We start from the raw sequence: 17,569 nt of genomic DNA, 5'->3' as shown, positions 1-17,569 counted from the left end.
AATTCGCATGTCGTCCGACCCAACCGCCGGTCACAAAATTCCGAACTATTCTGCTCTCGAAGAAGCGCTGGTCGATGCACGGCAGGGGTTCATCGACAGAAACCCGGAAAGCCTCAAGCTGCACGGTCGGGCCTCGCAATTTCTGCCGGGCGGCAATACCAGGACGGTGCTTTATTATGATCCCTTTCCGCTTACCTTTGTCAGCGGGGAGGGATGCCGGCTGGAAGACGCCGACGGCCATCGTTACGTCGATTTTCTTGGAGAATTCACCGCCGGCATCTTTGGTCACTCCGACCCGGTAATCAGGCAAGCCGTCGTCGGCGCGATGGGCAATGGCATCAATCTCGGAGGTCATGGTCCACTGGAGGCACGGCTCGCCGATCTCGTATGTTCGCGATTTCCCTCGATCGAGCGTGTGCGCTTCGCCAATTCGGGAACCGAGGCCAATCTACTGGCGATCGCGCTGGCGAAGGCCTTTACAAGGCGGGACAAGATCCTTGTCTTCGACGGCGCCTATCACGGCAGTCTGCTGACTTTTGGCGGCGGCGCCGGGTCTCCGGTGAATGTGCCCCATCACTTCGTGATTGCGCCATTCAACGGGTTCGAGGAAACACAGAAGCTGATCCGGCAGCAGGGGGATGATCTGGCTGCAGTGCTGGTGGAACCGATGCAGGGCTCGGCGGGCTGCATTCCGGGTGATCCGGAGTTTCTCTCAATGCTGCGCAGTGAAACGTCCGCTACAGGTTCGCTTCTGATCTTCGACGAAGTCATGACGTCCAGATTGGCGGCGGGCGGTCGCCAGCAGCAACTCGATATCCGGCCTGATCTGACTACACTGGGTAAATATATCGGCGGCGGCATGTCATTCGGAGCCTTTGGCGGTCGCTCCGATATCATGGACCTGTTCGATCCCGCCCGTCCGGGAGCGTTGCCGCACGCCGGCACGTTCAACAACAATGTGCTGACCATGGCCGCCGGCGTCGCCGCGCTGAGCGAGGTTTATACGCCGGAAGCCGCTCAAGCGCTGAACGCGCGCGGAGACGCGCTGCGGGAAGCTCTCAACCGGCTGTTTCGCGAAACGGGTCTGCCATTTGTCGCGACCGGTCTCGGCTCGCTGATTGGCCTGCATCCGACGCCTGACACGCCGAACAGTCCGGCGGATCTCGAGGCGTGTGATCCGGCCATACGCGAGCTCGTTTTCCTCGATCTGCTCGAGGATGGCGTCTACCTCGCACGCCGCGGTCTGATCGCATTGTCGCTGCCGATCGGAGACGCGGAAGTCGACATGTTTCTGGACGTCATGCGCGCTCGGTCGACACGCTGGCGCGATGCACTCGGCATAGAAACCACGATTGCACCCTAGAAGATACTGGATACGGACGAAGATGCGATTTGCAGTTGATACCGGCGGAACCTTTACCGACCTCGTTGTCGAGAACGACGACGGAAGCTGTTCCATGTTCAAGGCGCGCACGACGCCGGAAGATCCGGTAGCCGGCGTTCTCGATGCGCTCGGCGTCGCGGCCGAAGCGTTCGGCATGCCGCGCGAGGAATTGTTGTCCAGGGGCGGCATTCTCATTCACGGCACCACCCACGCCATCAACGCCATTATTACGGGACGGACCGCAAAGACGGCGTTCATAACCACCGAAGGACATGGCGACATGCTTGTCCTGCGCGAAGGCGGCCGCGCCGACACGTTCAATTTCACGCAGAAATTCCCGGAACCTTATGTCCCCCGCAGGCTGACCTTCGAGGTTCCGGAACGGATCTATGCGGACGGTTCCATCATCAAGCCACTGGAAACAGACGCTGTTTTGGCCATCATCGAAGCATTGAAGGAAAAGCAGGTGGAAGCCGTCGGCGTCTGCCTGCTCTGGTCGATAGCCAACTCCGATCACGAAGAGCAGATAGCGGCGCTGTTCGAGGAACATCTGCCCGACGTTCCCTACACGCTGTCGCATCGCCTCAATCCTGCAATTCGTGAATTCCGCCGTGCATCCTCGGTCGTGGTCGACGCATCGCTCAAGCCGATGATGGGCAGATACATGCGGTCGCTGGAGGGGCGTTTGCGCGACGCAGGTTTCAACGGTCGTACACTGGTGTTGACGTCGCAGGCCGGCGTCATCGATGCGGCTGACGCCGCCGAATCTCCCATCCACATCGTCAATTCAGGGCCATCGATGGCGCCTGTCGCCGGCCGTTTTTTCGCGGGACAGGACAGCGGGATTTCGGATGCGATCATAGCCGACACCGGCGGCACCACCTATGACGTCTCGATCGTGCGAAAAGGCCGCATCCCGACGTCGCGCGAAACCTGGATCGGACCGCGTTATCGCGGCGTCATGATCGGTCTTCCGTGGATAGACGTCAGAAGCGTCGGCGCCGGAGGAGGGTCTATCGCCTGGATCGACAGCGGCGGTCTCCTGCATGTCGGTCCGCAAAGCGCGGGCTCGGATCCCGGGCCGGTCGCCTACGGCAGAGGCGGAACGCAGCCGACGGTCACCGACGCGTCGCTGATGCTCGGCCACATCGATCCGGATTTCTTTCTCGGCGGATCAATGTCGCTTGATCTGGACGCGGCGGAAAACGCCATCAGGACGGTCGTTGCCGAACCACTCGGCCTTGATGTCGCATCCGCCTCTGACGCGATCATAACAATCGCCACGGAAAGCATGGTCCAGGCGATTAACGACATCACGGTAAACCAGGGCATTGATCCGCAGGAGGTGGTGCTGGTCGGCGGCGGCGGCGCGGCGGGCCTGAATTCAGTCCGTATCGCCCGGCGGCTCGGATGCCGCCAGCTCATCATCCCGGAAGTGGGCGCCGCCCTTTCAGCGGCCGGAGCGCTGATGTCGGACCTCAAGGCCGAGTATTACGGCGCTTTCTTCGCCACGACGGCGGATTTCGACCACGAAGGGTCGCAGCGGGTGCTCGACGGTCTTGGCGAGCGGTGTCGTGAATTTGCAGAGGGCCCCGGCGCCAATTCCTTCGGTTCGCGAACGGAATTCCGTGTCAGCGCCCGCTATGCGACCCAGGTCTGGGATATCGAAGTGCCGCTGCGGGGCAATTCGCTGGCGACACAAGCCGATGTCGATGGTTTCATCGAAGATTTCCATGCCGCCCACAAGGCGCTCTTCTCATTTGCCGATCCGGCCTCGCCAATCGAGATCATCGGCTGGACCGCGCAGGTGAGCTGCAGCTTCTCGGAAACCCCGGCGCTGCGTCTTTCAAGCAACGAAGAGAGCGGCGAACCGCGGGCCCGAAAGACCTATTTCGGCGATACAGGATGGATTGAATCGAAGGTCTTCCCATTCGGATACATCGAGCCCGGCGTCGAGATCGAGGGGCCGGCGATTATTGAAAATTCATTCACGACCATTGTCGTCGACCCGGGCGCTGTCGCGAGGCGTAAGCCCTCGGGCACGCTGGTTATCGACGTTTGACGCAAGGAGAAGCGAATTATGGATCCGGTAAAGCTGTCACTGCTAAACCATCGCTTTGAGGGTGTTGCGCAAAGTATGGCCAATACCCTGCTGCGGACCGGTCGCTCCGGGGTTCTCAACATCGCCCGTGATTTTTCCTGCTGCATCACAACGGCAGAAGGCGATCTGCTGGTCGCCAACGAAGGGCTTCCGATCCACGTTCTTTCGGGTCCGGACATCATGGCGCGCCACATGGTGGACTTGTCAAAGGGACTCAAGCGCGGCGACGCCTATCTCAACAACTCGCCCTATCACGGGTGCAGCCACGCCGCCGACCACACGATCCTTGTTCCGGTCATGGATGACGAAGGCAGACATCGCTTCACCGTGCTCGCCAAGGCCCATCAGGCGGATATCGGCAACTCAATACCGACTACCTACCACGGGTCGGCCGTCGATGTTTACGAGGAAGGGGCGCTGATCTTCCCGTCCGTGAAGGTCCAGGAAAACTATGAAACGAATGAGGACTTCGTCCGGATGTGCCGCATGCGCATACGCGTGCCTGACCAGTGGTGGGGCGATTTTCTTGCGGCGCTTGGTTCCGCGCGCATCGGCGAGCAGGAAATCACGGCGATGGCGAATGAGGTCGGCTGGGACACGCTGACGGAATTCGCATCCGAATGGTTCGACTATTCGGAACGCCGCATGATCGACGCCGTCAGTTCGCTGCCCGCCGGCAAGGCCCGTCGATCGAGCACGCACGATCATTTCCCCGGCACGCCTGAAGATGGCATTCTCGTAAACGTCGATGTCGACATCGATCCCGATGACGCGCGCATTCGCGTGGACCTGACCGACAATATGGATTGCCTGCCATGCGGTCTCAATCTGTCTGAAGCCTGTTCCAGAACGGCGGCGATGGTGGGCATCTTCAATTCCATCGACCATACGGTGCCGAAAAACGCCGGCAGCTTTCGGCGGCTGGATATCATACTGCGTGAAAACTGTGTCGTCGGCATTCCGCGCCATCCCACTTCGACGTCGGTGGCGACAACCAATGTCGCCGACCGTGTGGCTAATCCCGTGCAATGCGCCATCGCCGATATCGCGGAAGGGGCCGGAATGGCCGAGTGCGGGGCCGTAATTCCGCCCGCGGTCGGCGTTATTTCCGGAACTAGTCCGCGCGATGGCAAACCCTTCATCAATCAGGTTTTTCTCGGCATGACCGGTGGCGCCGGGGCTCCGACGACCGATGCCTGGGTGACTGTCGGACATGTCGGGAACGCCGGGTTCTGCAGTCTCGACAGCGTCGAGCTAGACGAACAGCGGCAACCGCTTTGGGTGAGATCCCGAAAGCTGGTGCCGGACAGCGAAGGCGCCGGAAAGTTCAAGGGAGCGCCCTCGATTGCGGTCGAATTCGGCCCGGTCGGATGTGATCTTTCGGTGGGCTATGTCAGCGACGGGATGCACAACCCCGCCAAAGGCGTGCGCGAAGGCCATCAGGCCATGGGGTCGAACCAGTTCCGCCTGCTGCCGGATGGCGCCCGCGAACAACTTGAGGGCTGCGCTCAGGTAACGCTGAACGACGGAGAACTGATCCTTTCAATATCCTGCGGCGGCGGCGGATACGGACCGCCACAGGAACGTGAGCCCGAGGCAGTGGCCAGGGATGTGGCAGAAGGATGGATTACGCCTGAACGCGCCGAGCAAATCTACAAGGTCACGCTCGATGCAAACGGGCGACCCGACATGGAAGCAACTTCAAGGCTCAGGTCCGATTTCGCGGCCTGAGAAGAACGACGTATGGAAAGCGTCCCTAGAACCAAGGAGAGACAAAGATGAAAGAACTTTACAAGACAATGTTTGTGTCCGCTGCCTTGTTTGCTGCACCGGGCATGGCGTATGCGGCTGATGATACGGTAACTGTCGGTTTTCCGGTTGCGCTGTCGGGCTTCGTCGCCCCCTATGACGACGGACCGCGCAAGGCGGCGCTGCTCGCCATTGACAACATCAACGCTGAAGGCGGCTTGCTGGGCAAGAAGATCGTCAGCGTCGAAGCCGATACGAAATCGGACCCAGCCGAGGGGGCAAATGCCGCCACGGACGTTCTCGGCAAGGGCGCGGCCATGGTTATGGTGACCTGCGACTTCGATTTCGGAGCGCCGGCTGCACTGGTGGCGCAGGCCCAGAACAAGATCGCGTTCTCCTCCTGCGCCGCCGATCCGAAGTTCGGCGCCCAGGGTATCGGAAACAATGCCTACACGATGGCGACGGCCAGCATTGCACAAGGCGCCCTGTTGGCGGAATTCGCCTACAATGAACTCGGCTTCCGCAAGGCTTTCGTGCTCAATGACCTGCAGGTGGAGTACAACAAGTCCCTCTGCAACTCCTTTCAGGAGCGCTTCGCGGACTTGGCCGGACCTGAAGGCATTGTCGACGTCGATGCGTACAATGCCGGCAACGATACATCGATCGCGCCGCAAATCACCCGCATCAAGTCCCATGATGACATCGACGTGATCATGTTCTGTGGCGCTATCAACGGCGGGTCCTACGTCCGTCAGATTCGCGCTGCCGGCATTGATGAGCCGATGCTTGCAGGCGAGTCCATGGACGGCAGCTACTGGCTGGAAGCGGTGCCCGATCTTTCGAACTTCTATGTCGCGACTTATGGCAGCATCTTCGGCGACGACCCCAACCCGGAGGTCAACGCCTTCGTGACGAAGTTCCAGGAGAAGTACGGCGAATTGCCGGTAACCGCGCATTCCATGACAGGATACTCCGTAATCGAGGCCTGGGCCGAAGCAGTGAAGCGCGCCAACAACTTCGATACTGATGCAGTTCGTGCCGAACTCGACAAGTTCTCCGACGAACCTTTGCTGGTCGGTGAAACGTCGTTTTCGCCGGATATTCACATAAACACCGGGCGGCCCATGACTGTGCTCGAAATCGAGAACGGCAAGCATAAGGCGGTCGGCAGCTTTTCCGCCGAGAAAGTGTCGGATATCAAGTTCTGAAGAGAAATCTGGCTTTCTGACGAGATGGAAATGCGACTGGTTGCCGAGCAATTGACGGTCAATTTCGGCGGTCTTCTGGCCATCGCCGATGTCGATATCGACATCGGCCCCGGCGAGATTGTCGGTCTCATCGGCGCAAACGGGGCCGGAAAGAGCACGCTCGTCAATGTTCTTTCCGGCTTCCAGAAGACCCGAACCGGATCCGTTAAGCTCGGCGATTCCGTTCTGCTGGGTCTCTCGCCGGACCGTATAGCCCGCGCCGGAGTCGTGCGAACTTTTCAGTCTGTCCGGTTGTTCTCCGGTATATCGGTCAGAGACAATGTCGCCGCCGCGGCCGCGGTTCTGGGCTCCAGGTCAGAAAGCGTCGACACGCTTCTCCAACTTCTTGACCTCGCCGATCGTCCGGACAGCGACGCCGGAAGCCTGCCTTATGCGCATCAGCGCCGCCTTGCAATCGCCCGCGCTCTTGCACTTAAACCAAAATTTCTGTTGCTCGACGAACCAGCCGCCGGAATGTCCCCGAATGAGATCGAGGATCTCGACAGGACGCTGGTCGCACTTCGCGATCGCACCGGGATGGGATTGCTCCTCATCGAGCACAACATCAATCTTGTCATGTCCATCTGCGAGCGGCTTGTCGTTTTGGACGGCGGCCGGGTTATCGCACGTGGTGATCCGGATGCGATCAAGAGCAACACCGCCGTAAAGGACGCCTATCTTGGCGCGGAAGGAGGCGGTCACTGATGCCGCTGCTGAAGGTCAGCAATCTTTCCGTAAGTTACGGTCCCATCCCGGCGCTTCGCGATATTTCGCTGGAAATCGGGGAAGGGGACACGCTTGCAGTCGTGGGCGCAAACGGCGCCGGAAAATCGACGCTCACTCTGGCGATCGCCGGGGCCGTGAGACCGGCGCTGGGGACGATCGAGATCGCCGGAACGGATATCACCGGCTGGCTGCCCGAGAAGGTCGCCTTTCAAAACATCGCGCTCGTGCCGGAAGGCCGGCATATTTTTGAAGGGCTGACCGTGGAAGAAAATCTGCTTCTGGGCATGACCGCTCGAAAGGAGAGCGGCAGCACGGCGTCGGCATTCGACGAAGTCTACTCGATGTTCCCGGTGCTGCGAGAGCGCCGTACGAGCCAGGCCACGCGGCTTTCCGGCGGCGAACAGCAGCAACTGGCCATCGCCAGGGCGCTTCTGTCGAAACCGCGCCTACTGATCCTGGACGAACCGTCGCTCGGGCTGGCGCCGATCATGGTGGACACTGTCTATACGGTGTTGAAGAAGCTCAAGGAGATTGGCGTGGCGATGCTGCTGGTGGAACAGAACCCGGCGAGGATCGGTGAAATCGCCGATCATGTGATTGTCCTGACCGGCGGCTCCGTTGCCCTGTCCGGCCGTCCCGAAATTCTCGAGCGGCAGGCGCTGGAAGATGCATACTTCGGAACACTGAAAGCCGCCACGCCGTGAATTTTGCCCTGCAAACCGCTATTGACGCCCTCAGCGTCGGATCGATTTACGCGCTTTCCGCGCTCGGTATCGGATTGCTGTTCGGCATCATGCGGCTGATCAACTTCGCCCAAAGCGAATTCGTGACAATCGGCATCTATATTCTCATGCTGAGCGCCGGCGTCTGGTTTCCGCTGGCCGCTCTTGCCGCGATCTGCGTCGTCGTCGTCCTGGCGCTTGTGGTGGAGCGAATGGCGTTTCGCCCCATCCGGACCGCTGATCCCGCCACTTTGCTGGTGACCAGTTTCGCAGTCAGCTACCTGCTCCAATATTCCCTTGTGCTCATTTTCGGAGCCCGTCCGATCGGCTTGGACATATTACCGGAACTTGCACGCCCCATCGTTATGGGATCGGTTCGCGTGCCGCGTATCGATATTGCGACGATAGGAGCGACCATCGTGCTGCTGAGTGCATTTGCGCTCTTTCTTCGCAAGACGCGGATCGGCATCGAGATGCGGGCTGCGGCCGTCGATTTTCGAATGGCGCGACTGCTTGGCATTCGGGCAAACCGGGTTATTGCGGTGGCTTTTGCCATGAGCGGCCTGCTTGCTGCTGTCGTCGCCATTCTCTTCGCAGCCCGCACGGGGGTCGCTGCCCCGACAATCGGCCTCGAACTGGCTCTGGTCGGTTTCGTCGCGACGGTGATTGGCGGGATGGGCAGCCTGGTCGGCGCTGTTTTCGGGGGCCTTGCGGTCGGGGTAGTCACCGTACTGCTGCAGGCATTCCTGCCACCCGAACTGAGAGCCTATCGCGAGGCCTTCGTGTACATCGTTGTGATCGCCGTTCTCGTTTTGAGACCACAGGGCCTTTTCAGGGGCGCGGCCGCCCGGGAGCGTGTGTGATGAGAGCCGCAATTCCGACGCTCTTCATTCTGGTGCTCATGATCCTCGCGGTTTCGCTGCTAGGTGTATTCGGTTCACCGCTTCTGCTTCGCGTGGTGATCGGCGCAATGATCAATCTCGTTGTCGTGATCGGTCTTTCCATCTTTATCGGCAATTCGGGAGTCCTGTCCTTCGGCCATGCGAGTTTTGCAGCGATTGGCGCATATTCCGCCGCCTGGTTCACACTGCCGATCACCATGAAGAAGATCTTCCTGCCGTCGCTGCCGGCTTTCGTACTGTCGACCCAGGTCGGTCTGGCAGGCGGCGCGGCGATCGGGGCGGTCACGGCGGCGATCACGGCAGCCGTCATCGGTGTTGTCATTGTACGATTGTCGGGCATTGCAGCGAGCATCGCGACATTGGCATGGCTTGCAATCGTGCATTCGGTCTTTTCTAACGCCGAGGCTCTGACAAAGGGGACAAGTTCTCTGGTCGGACTGCCGATCGAGACCAATCTTTTCGTGGCGACCTCCGCCGCCCTACTAGCTCTTGTCGTTGCTTTCGTGTTCCGGTTTTCGCGATACGGACTCATGCTTCAGGCTTCCCGCGAGGACGAAGCGGCGGCACTGGCTTCCGGCATTCCCGTCAGACAGTTGCGTCTGTTCGCGTTCGTTGTTTCTGCCGCTGTCGTTGCGATCGCAGGTGTTCTGAAGGGACACTTCCTCGGCATTCTGGCAGTAGGCCAGTTCTATCTCGAATTCACGTTTCTATCGCTGGCGATGCTTGTGCTTGGCGGGATGCGAAGCCTGTCGGGGGCGGTGGTCGGCACATTCGCCGTGGCGGCGATAGGCGAGATCCTGCGAATTCTTTCTTCGGGTTTCGAGATATTCGGCGTGGAGGTCATCGCCATGCCCGGCCTGCGAGAGATCGGTCTGGCGATCATGATGCTCCTGATACTTCTCGTTCGTCCGATGGGCATCACCAATGGCAGGGAATTGACACTGCCATGGAAGAGGAAGGCAGCCAACGAATTACCCATAACCAACGATCAAATCGGATAACCGACGTTCGGTGCGTCTCCTAAGTTTTTTTTTATGATATCAATAGAGCGATAATTGCTGGGTTCGGGGTGGAATCCTCTGATTTTGTTGCCAAATCTTACACCTACCGGGCCCACCATCTATTTTCAAATTGTTGATTTATTTGTGTTTTTCTGAATTTTACCCGCACCCGATATCAAGGTTCGGGGTATTATGTTCTCGATATGGTCCGCAACACGACTGGAAGATTGCAAGCCAAGTCGGTGCCGGTCAGCTCCTCTTGTGTAGACCTCCGCCTGACTGACCGTCTTCCATCCGAACTGTGCCATCAGCTCGTGTGTCGTTGCGCCAGCATCTGCAGAAATGGTCGCCGCGAGCTTCCGAATTCCGTGGGCAGATTTACCCGTCTCGAGGCCGGCCTCTCGGCAGCACTTGCTGAACCAGTTTCCGAAACTCTCTTTCGAAGTCCAGGCCTCGCCCTTTTTCTTGACCATGAACCGCATATCACCGGTCGGTGTTGCTGCGATGGTATCGACTAGGAACTGTGGCAGCTTCACCGTGACAGCCACCGCATTCTTGGCGGCACGGTATTTTAGTACGCCGTTCTTTACGTGCTGGGGCCCGACCTTATGCACATCTCCCCGGCGCAAGCCTGAAGCGAGGATGTTTACTTATTCAGAGGAATCACCTCCGCCGGAACCTCTCACGGAGCCCTGCTTAAATGCGCTGACCAATGACCTCGGAGATTTCCCGATTGGGATCCGCATCTGTATTCACATATCGATTGGTGATGTTTCGGTGTCGAGACTAGCTGGCGACGTGGGATCGCTGCATGCCTTCTGCGATGCTATTCGAAAAGCGTTGCTCTCAATTGAATAACAAACACTTTCAAGCTGGGATGCAATCGCGCTAAATGGCTGAGTTCAATCAAGAAGCGGTCTCTAACTCGTTGGTTGTTGCGCGAAGGTCTGAGCCGATGATGAAGGGGGATTGAAATACCAAGCCTGTTCAAAAAACACTTTGTTTATGATCGATGAATACCCAAGTCCGGAACATCGGATCGATACCCCGAACCTAGGGATCATCCCATGAAGCGCACGGTACTCTATCTTCAGGTCTCGACAGACCAGCGAAGGCCTGCAAGGCCCGTGTAGACACCGTCTATCGATTTTAGGTCGAAGGTCAGAACATCGCAAAGAACCCGCGATCAAATCCGTGAGACTTTATATGCCCGGTGGTCGTGCCATCTTCAGCTACAGGGTTCGGTAGATGCGCTCGTGGCAGCCGTTCTGCCGCGCAACCGTCGGTTCCAAGTACACCTTGTCAGACGACACTCTCGAAGCGGTATTTGTTATTCTTCCGTGACACATATCCGACTCCCGGAAACGGCAGGTGCATTCCGGCAACAAATATCCTGTCGGCCGAAACTTCATCAAAGATGCGCTTTCGCGAGGCGATAGATTGTTCAGCATCTGCGTCAAATGCGCTTGCCCATTCCGGATGCTCGAACTGCAACTCGGGAGACACCACCGTGTCGCCCCAAATGATCATCTGGTCACGGCCTGACGAAATCCGGTAACCTGTATGACCAATCGAATGGCCGGGCAGGGCGATACCAGAAAATCCGGGCATAACATCAGCATTATCAGGCATGACGAGCACGCGGTCCTGATACGCCTTACCCGCTGCTCGCGCCCCGGTGAACGAGAATTTGAAAGTGTCCGACGCCTGGGCGAAATTGTCCTCGCTGGTCCAGAAATCCCACTCGGCCGCCGGCACGATCAGTTCGGCCTGATCGAAGACCGCGCGACCCTGCGCATCTGTCAGTCCGCCGGTATGGTCGTTATGCATATGTGTCAGAACAACCTTGCCAATCTCGGAGGGATCAACGTCCAATGCGGCGAGTTGTTCGGGTAGTTTTCCCAGAGTCGGGCCGTAGATGTCGCGTGTTCCCGTATCAATCAACAGCTTCTCCCCGCCGATCTCCAGCAGATAGGCGTTCACATCCAGGTTAATTTTACCCTCGGGCTGCCCTGTCGCGGCCAACAGAGCGGCCAGTGTATCAGGCTCGGCTGTGCCAAAGATGGCGGCATCGACCTGCACGACGCCATCAAGCAACGCTGTACAGCTGATATCGCCGATCTGCCAAGTCTTGCTCCCGGTCAGGGTAATCTGATCGGTTGACTCCTTGGCAAATCCAGCACTTGGCAGCGCTTCGCCCAAGGCGCCGGCACAAAGCGTTGCTGTCGAATACTGCAGAAAAGTACGTCTGTTCTCGTTCATCGTGTGGTCCCTTACGGCGTTGACTAAGGCTTAATTACACGTCAGATAATCTGCAATAAACGTTGCATAATGCAGAGTTCTGCTGCAAATATGCAGAATGGAAGACTGGGACGGGTTTCGCTATTTCCTCGCTGTAGTGCGTAAGGGCAGCATTTCCGCTGCTGCCGAAACCCTGCGCGTGAACCATACGACCGTATCGCGCCGCATCGCGGCGCTTGAGCAGAATCTGGATACGCGCCTGTTCGACCGGCGCAAGACCGGCTTCGTGCCGACCGCCGAAGCGGTTCGGCTGATCGCCGCCGCCGAGGAAATAGAGGCTGGGGCCAAACGCATCTCGCGCCTGTCGCTGGCGCAGGACACGCGGCTCGAAGGGGCGCTTCGCGTCACCGCGCCGCTAGTGCTTATCCACTACCTGCTGATCCCGATCGTCGCCGCGTTCGGCCGGAACTATCCGGGGATCGATCTGTTCCTGCAAGGAGCTGACGAGATATCCAACCTGATCAATCGAGAGGCGGATATCGCCGTCAGGGTTACCGCCGCGCCGATGGACACACTGCACGGCTACAAGATATGCGATAACTATTCGGGCCTCTACGCCGCACCCTCGCTGCTGGCCGAACGAGGGTTGGACGCCGCGTCATGCCTGTCCGCCGATGATCTCGACTGGATCGCGCACGACGACGATATCTTGCGCAACAGCTGGCACAACCGCCTGTTCCCTGCGGGCCGGTGCGCCTGTCATACCGACAACAAGTTCACCGCCATCGATGCGGCTTTGCAGGGCATGGGCGTGATAGAGTTGCCTACCTTGATTGGCAATGCCGAACCTGGGCTAGAGAGGCTGACGGGCTATGAAATGAAATCCAGCCAAGGCATATGGGTTCTCTACCACCGCGATTTGCGCAACACGGCGCGGGTGCGCGCTTTTGTCGATAGTATGCGGACGGCGAAAATTGCCGGCTGACTGGCGCACCGCAGCTCAGGCCACGAACTGCGAAACGTATTTCGTTGTCATGTATCCCGCAACGCCCTCGGCGCCGCCCTCGGACCCATTTCCACTTAGTCCGACACCGCCAAATGGCGTTTCTGGCAACGAGATCTGTGGCGTGTTGATGCCTATCATGCCGGCATTAAGCCCGTTGGACACTCGATGCTGGGTGCGGATGGAGTTGGTATAGCAATAGGCGGCCAGTCCAAAAGGCAGGGCATTCGCCTGCGCGATTGCCGCCTCAACGTCGTCAAAGGCGATCAGCGCTGCAATCGGGCCGAAGGGTTCCTCGCGCAGTATCGCTGCTCTTTCGGGCAATTGGTCGACAACTGTTGGCGCAAAAAAATTACCTGGCCCCTCCAGCGCCGCGCCGCCGGTCAGTACCCGTCCGCCTTGGGCACGGGCGTCCTCGGTCATCATCTCGATGCGCTGCAATTGACGGGCCGATGCCAGCGGCCCCATTTGGGTGCCATCCTCCAGCCCATGCCCAAGCCGCAGGCCAGTAGCCGCGGTGCTAAACGCCTCGGCAAAGCGATCATAGATTTCGCGATGCACAAACAAGCGCGTGGGCGAATTGCAGACCTGCCCGCAATTTCGATATTTGCTGCTCACCGTCGTAGCCGCGACCGCCTCGACATCAACGTCGCGGTCGATGATCGTCGGCGCGTGCCCGCCCAGCTCCAGCGTCGTCTTCACCACATGGTCGGCGGCGATCCGCGAAAGCGTCCGGCCCACTCTGGTGCTACCGGTAAACGACAGCTTTGCCACACGCCCCGAGCTCAGCAACGCTTCGCTGAGTGCTGTGTTCGACCCAAACACCAGGTTGACCACGCCTTCCGGTACTCCAGCCTCGGCCAGGGCGAGGACAACCGCCGTTGCGGCGGAAGGAACCTGTTTGTTGCCGATCAGGATCGCCGAACAGCCCGCCGCCAGCGCCTCGCTTAGCTTGCGCGCGACAAACATCAGCGGCACGTTCCAAGACGGGATCAGCAAGCATACGCCCACCGGTTCGCGCTTCACGAACTGCTGAAACCGCGGGTCGCGCGGGGCAATGATCCGTCCATACTGGCGCTGTCCCTCGGCGGCCGACCAGTCGATCATCTCCGCCGATACCGCTACCTCGATACGTGCCTCGCCTAGTGGCTTGCCCTGCTCACAGACGATAGCGCGCCCATGCGCCTCAGCGTCGCGCCGCACGATCGCGGCGGCGCGACGCAGTATTTCGCCGCGCTGCGCCGGCGATACATGTCGCCAGTGGGCAAAACCCCGTTCGGCCGCATCAAGAATGTCTGGGACTGCTTCAGGTGCGGTCATCGATATCGCGCCGATCACCTCGTTTGTGGCCGGGTCGGTACAAGGTGTCGTCTCGCGCGGTGCGTCCTGCCAGGCTCCGTTCACGAAACCCAAGTGTATTTTCGTCATTGCTCGCGATCCCAATCAGACCCAATGTGCGGGGGGCAGCCCGGCTACTGGCGCCCGGAACGTCGCAAGGCGAGTCTGACCCAACCCGCCGACATACACAGTGCGCAAATCATGTCCTGCAAAGGTCAGACTCGACGGATGGTCCAGGATCTCGCTGCTCGGATCCTCGAACACCATATGCGCCGTGCCGTTGGGGGCGATCATGTAGAGCCGGTTGCGGGTAATTTCGGTCACCCATAGATTTCCGTCCATATCAAAGCGGATACCATCGATCAGCGCGCCGTCAAAGATCGGTTCAGGTCCGAATATTTCACGTGGTCCCAGACTGCCATCGTCCAAGACTGGTGCGCGCGATACCCTCCCGCCGCGGGTTTCCGCCATGTACAGCCAGCCCATTTCGGCATCCAGCCGCACTTCATTGGTGAATAGCAAACCATCGGCGACAATCCTCGGCCCTTTTTCATCGAGCAGGATCACATAGCCGTCCGGAATATCCGACTCGAGCGCCTCCAGATGGTTCTCCAGCCGCGACGACACGGACAGCCACAACCGCCCCAACGGGTCGCGCTCGACGAAATTTGCGGCCCCCACCGGTTGGCCCTCGATCGTGTCCAGAAACACCTTTTCCTCGCCATTGCGCGATACCCGATAGAACCGGCGCAAAGCAATATTGGCCATCAAAAAGCTGCCGTCTCCTGCCATCGTCATGCCGTTGGGCTTACCGCCCATCCGCCCCAACCGCTGCTGTTGTCCGTCCGGAATGATACGGGTGATCGCACCACGATTGTCCGACACCCACAGTGTTCCGTCTCGCTCAGCTACAATACATTCGGGGCGGCTGAGATCCGCGCCGGCAAAGCTGAAATCCTTTGCGTCGAGTGTAAACACTTCGGCTCCTTCCCACTTACAGGCCCTTGGTCATTCCGCCGTCGATGTCGATCGCCGCGCCGTGGATGAAGCTGCCTGCATCCGATAGCAGAAAGGTGACCAGCCCTGCGACGTCGCCGGGTTGGCCAAACCGGGTGATCTTCAGATCGGCGATCATTTCACTTGCAGCCTGGTCCAGATCGTTATGCCCCGCATCGCTGGCACGCTGCTCCAGCATGCTGCCCAGCCGTCCAGTGTCGATCCATCCGGGGTTGATGGCGTTCACCCGCACCCCGTCGCGCCGCCCGGTCTCCGCCAGTCCCTTGTTGAAATTCAGCAGTGCGGCGCAGATCGTGCCGCCGATCAGCGAAGAATCCGACGGCGAATGCGCTAGCGCTCCGGCAATCGTGATTACCGCGCCTCGTTCTTCGCGCAGATGCGGCCAAGCTGCGCGGGTCAGCGCAATGGCGCCAAAGAACTTTACTGCGAATCCGTGCTGCCAGTCCGCGTCGTTGAGATCGGTGATGGTGCCACGCCGCGTCGCCCCGGCGCAGTTGATCAAGGCATCAAGCCGCCCGAAACGCTTGACTGCCTCAGCGATCAGCGCAGGCGCAGTGGTGGCATCCGCCAAATCGGCGGGCAGGGTCAGAACTTCGGTCACCGTTCTCAACGCCATGGTTGTTTCCGCCAACTCGGGTGTGTCCAGAGCAGCGATCACCAGCGCATAGTTTTGCGCCGCCAATGTTTCGGCAATGGCCCGGCCGATACCCTGGCTAGCTCCGGTTACAAAGGCGACGGGTTTGCTCGATTTCTCGGTCACATCATGGCTCCTCTGTTCAAAAATCCGGTCTTCGCACACCCTTTTAGCCCCAGGATCGCGCGCGCCTCATCCGGAGTCGCCACAGACAAGCCCAATCCCTCGACCAGCGCGTGGGCGATATCCACCTGTTCGCGGTTCGATACGGACAGCCGGCCCTTGCCGGCCCACAGGTTGTCCTCAAGCCCGACACGAATATTTCCGCCCAGGGTCAACCCCGCCGCCGCCACCCGCATCTGATGCCGCCCGGCTCCCAGAACCGACCAGCGATAATCGTCGCCGAACAACCGATCGGCCGTACGGCGCATATGAGCGATGTCTTCTCCGTGGTTCCCAATTCCACCCAACAGGCCGAAAACGCTCTGCACAAAGAAGGGCGGTGTCACTAGCCCGCGCGCCACGAAATGCGCAAGCGTGTACAGGTGACCGATATCGTAGCATTCAAACTCGAACCGTGTTCCGTTTCTACCGCAGGCGGCCATCGCCTGTTCGATATCTGATAGCGAATTGCGAAAGATATTCGCCCGGCTTCCTTCGAGATATTCTGGCTCCCAGCTGTGTTTGAACTCGGTGTAGCGGTCCAGCATCGGATAGAGGCCGAAATTCATGCTGCCCATATTCATTGAAGCCAGTTCAGGCTGATGTTCGACTACAGGCTTGATCCGCTCGGCCACTGTCATCGTGGGTGCACCGCCCGTGGTCAGGTTAAGCACCGCGTCGGTCCGCTGCGATAATTCGCACAGGATCGGCGCAAAGGCTTCCGGGCTCTGGTCAGGACGGCCAGTCTCCGGATTGCGGGCGTGCAAATGCAGTATAGCAGCTCCCGCCTCGGCGGCTCCGAGCGCCGATGCGACGATTTCATCGGGCGTAATCGGCAAATGCGGCGACATTGACGGTGTATGGATCGAGCCGGTAACCGCACAGGTAATGATTATCTTGTCCGATAGGCTCATTGCACAGCCTTTATTACGAAGGCCGGGATAGCCACCCCGTGTTCATGGCGGATCGCCAGTTGCAACGGTTGGTCGATCCGCAACTGAGAGCCGATGTCCTGTTTGGCATCCAGCCCGACGATATTTGAGATCAGCCGCGGGCCCTCGTCCAACTCCACTATGGCAACGTTATACGGCAGCCGTTCCTGAAATGCCGGGTCGAAGGCACGGTGATAGACAACCCAGCTGACAAGTCTGGCGTCTCCCGAGGCGGTTTGCCAGCACCAATTGGTGTCGAGACATCCGGGGCATTCGCTGCGTGCCGGAAGCCAGGAATTGCTGCAAGTCTTGCAGTGCTGATAGGATAGATGTCCTTGGCCCAAAGCATCCCAATAGGGAGCGTTCAGTGCGTCGATCACCGGGGTGGGGAAGTTATCGGGGGCGTTCAA

16 protein-coding genes are annotated in these 17,569 nt (G+C 59.3%); 9 read left to right on the top strand and 7 right to left on the bottom strand.

The window, feature by feature from the left end; all coding sequences use genetic code 11:
- Positions 1-7: 7 nt before the first annotated feature.
- The 8 genes from K1W69_RS16145 to K1W69_RS16110 are packed head-to-tail and all read left to right on the top strand — an operon-like array spanning position 8 to position 9,832.
- A complete protein-coding gene (locus K1W69_RS16145; protein WP_220229464.1) occupies positions 8-1,363 on the top strand; it encodes an aspartate aminotransferase family protein in 1,356 nt (451 codons plus the stop codon).
- Positions 1,364-1,385: 22 nt separating this feature from the next.
- Positions 1,386-3,446, top strand: coding sequence for a hydantoinase/oxoprolinase family protein (locus K1W69_RS16140; protein ID WP_220229463.1), 2,061 nt, complete (start codon positions 1,386-1,388; stop codon positions 3,444-3,446).
- 18 nt (positions 3,447-3,464) lie between these two features.
- Positions 3,465-5,216: a hydantoinase B/oxoprolinase family protein gene (locus K1W69_RS16135; RefSeq protein WP_220229462.1), complete on the top strand. Its 1,752-nt coding sequence runs from the start codon at positions 3,465-3,467 to the stop codon at positions 5,214-5,216.
- 47 nt (positions 5,217-5,263) lie between these two features.
- Complete coding sequence (locus tag K1W69_RS16130) at positions 5,264-6,442, top strand: ABC transporter substrate-binding protein (RefSeq protein WP_220229461.1); 1,179 nt, start codon at positions 5,264-5,266, stop codon at positions 6,440-6,442.
- Positions 6,443-6,472: 30 nt separating this feature from the next.
- On the top strand, positions 6,473-7,186 hold the full coding sequence (locus K1W69_RS16125; RefSeq protein WP_220229460.1) for an ABC transporter ATP-binding protein: 714 nt from the start codon (positions 6,473-6,475) through the stop codon (positions 7,184-7,186).
- Positions 7,186-7,911, top strand: a complete 726-nt coding sequence (locus tag K1W69_RS16120) for an ABC transporter ATP-binding protein (RefSeq protein ID WP_258571142.1) — start codon at positions 7,186-7,188, stop codon at positions 7,909-7,911. Before K1W69_RS16125 ends, K1W69_RS16120 begins: the two co-directional genes overlap by 1 nt.
- Complete coding sequence (locus K1W69_RS16115) at positions 7,908-8,792, top strand: branched-chain amino acid ABC transporter permease (RefSeq protein WP_220229459.1); 885 nt, start codon at positions 7,908-7,910, stop codon at positions 8,790-8,792. The genes K1W69_RS16120 and K1W69_RS16115 overlap by 4 nt, the downstream gene beginning before the upstream one ends.
- Entirely contained in the window at positions 8,792-9,832 is a 1,041-nt protein-coding gene (locus K1W69_RS16110) for a branched-chain amino acid ABC transporter permease (RefSeq protein ID WP_220229458.1), read from the top strand. Before K1W69_RS16115 ends, K1W69_RS16110 begins: the two co-directional genes overlap by 1 nt.
- Positions 9,833-9,957: 125 nt before the next feature.
- On the opposite strand, the gene K1W69_RS16105 is transcribed toward K1W69_RS16110, so the two are convergent.
- Positions 9,958-10,461 carry a tyrosine-type recombinase/integrase gene (locus tag K1W69_RS16105; protein ID WP_258571141.1) on the bottom strand — a complete coding sequence of 168 codons (504 nt, stop codon included), beginning with the start codon at positions 10,459-10,461 and terminating at the stop codon, positions 9,958-9,960.
- A 673-nt stretch (positions 10,462-11,134) separates the two neighbouring features.
- Positions 11,135-12,094, bottom strand: coding sequence for an MBL fold metallo-hydrolase (locus tag K1W69_RS16100; protein ID WP_220229456.1), 960 nt, complete (start codon positions 12,092-12,094; stop codon positions 11,135-11,137).
- A 97-nt stretch (positions 12,095-12,191) separates the two neighbouring features.
- Here K1W69_RS16100 and K1W69_RS16095 point away from each other — a divergent pair, with 97 nt between their 5' ends.
- Complete coding sequence (locus K1W69_RS16095) at positions 12,192-13,058, top strand: LysR family transcriptional regulator (protein ID WP_220229455.1); 867 nt, start codon at positions 12,192-12,194, stop codon at positions 13,056-13,058.
- 15 nt (positions 13,059-13,073) lie between these two features.
- Here K1W69_RS16095 and K1W69_RS16090 read toward each other — a convergent pair whose 3' ends face one another.
- From K1W69_RS16090 to K1W69_RS16070, 5 genes are read right to left on the bottom strand one after another with little or no spacing between them, the layout of a single operon-like run.
- Positions 13,074-14,504: an NAD-dependent succinate-semialdehyde dehydrogenase gene (locus K1W69_RS16090; RefSeq protein ID WP_220229454.1), complete on the bottom strand. Its 1,431-nt coding sequence runs from the start codon at positions 14,502-14,504 to the stop codon at positions 13,074-13,076.
- A 15-nt stretch (positions 14,505-14,519) separates the two neighbouring features.
- Positions 14,520-15,392, bottom strand: a complete 873-nt coding sequence (locus K1W69_RS16085; RefSeq protein WP_220229453.1) for an SMP-30/gluconolactonase/LRE family protein — start codon at positions 15,390-15,392, stop codon at positions 14,520-14,522.
- A 16-nt stretch (positions 15,393-15,408) separates the two neighbouring features.
- Complete coding sequence (locus K1W69_RS16080; RefSeq protein WP_220229452.1) at positions 15,409-16,191, bottom strand: SDR family NAD(P)-dependent oxidoreductase; 783 nt, start codon at positions 16,189-16,191, stop codon at positions 15,409-15,411.
- Complete coding sequence (gene kce, locus K1W69_RS16075; RefSeq protein ID WP_220229451.1) at positions 16,188-17,141, bottom strand: 3,5-dioxohexanoate:acetyl-CoA acetone transferase; 954 nt, start codon at positions 17,139-17,141, stop codon at positions 16,188-16,190. Before kce ends, K1W69_RS16080 begins: the two co-directional genes overlap by 4 nt.
- Positions 17,138-17,569, bottom strand: a complete 432-nt coding sequence (locus tag K1W69_RS16070) for a Zn-ribbon domain-containing OB-fold protein (protein WP_220229450.1) — start codon at positions 17,567-17,569, stop codon at positions 17,138-17,140. Before K1W69_RS16070 ends, kce begins: the two co-directional genes overlap by 4 nt.

The sequence above is a fragment of the Flavimaribacter sediminis genome (assembly GCF_019492055.1).
Classification (GTDB): Bacteria; Pseudomonadota; Alphaproteobacteria; order Rhizobiales; family Rhizobiaceae; genus Flavimaribacter; species Flavimaribacter sediminis.
Note: the sequence above shows the minus strand (reverse complement) of the source record. Positions and strands in the feature narration are given on the sequence as shown.

Excerpts from the sequence above, each read along its gene's own strand:
- K1W69_RS16130 (WP_220229461.1), top strand. The coding sequence starts at position 5,264 with ATGAAAGAACTTTACAAGACAATGTTTGTGTCCGCTGCCTTGTTTGCT.
- K1W69_RS16135 (WP_220229462.1), top strand. The coding sequence starts at position 3,465 with ATGGATCCGGTAAAGCTGTCACTGCTAAACCATCGCTTTGAGGGTGTT.
- K1W69_RS16095 (WP_220229455.1), top strand. The coding sequence starts at position 12,192 with ATGGAAGACTGGGACGGGTTTCGCTATTTCCTCGCTGTAGTGCGTAAG.
- K1W69_RS16090 (WP_220229454.1), bottom strand. The coding sequence starts at position 14,504 with ATGACGAAAATACACTTGGGTTTCGTGAACGGAGCCTGGCAGGACGCA.
- kce (WP_220229451.1), bottom strand. The coding sequence starts at position 17,141 with ATGAGCCTATCGGACAAGATAATCATTACCTGTGCGGTTACCGGCTCG.
- K1W69_RS16145 (WP_220229464.1), top strand. The coding sequence starts at position 8 with ATGTCGTCCGACCCAACCGCCGGTCACAAAATTCCGAACTATTCTGCT.
- K1W69_RS16140 (WP_220229463.1), top strand. The coding sequence starts at position 1,386 with ATGCGATTTGCAGTTGATACCGGCGGAACCTTTACCGACCTCGTTGTC.
- K1W69_RS16125 (WP_220229460.1), top strand. The coding sequence starts at position 6,473 with ATGCGACTGGTTGCCGAGCAATTGACGGTCAATTTCGGCGGTCTTCTG.
- K1W69_RS16110 (WP_220229458.1), top strand. The coding sequence starts at position 8,792 with ATGAGAGCCGCAATTCCGACGCTCTTCATTCTGGTGCTCATGATCCTC.
- K1W69_RS16120 (WP_258571142.1), top strand. The coding sequence starts at position 7,186 with ATGCCGCTGCTGAAGGTCAGCAATCTTTCCGTAAGTTACGGTCCCATC.
- K1W69_RS16100 (WP_220229456.1), bottom strand. The coding sequence starts at position 12,094 with ATGAACGAGAACAGACGTACTTTTCTGCAGTATTCGACAGCAACGCTT.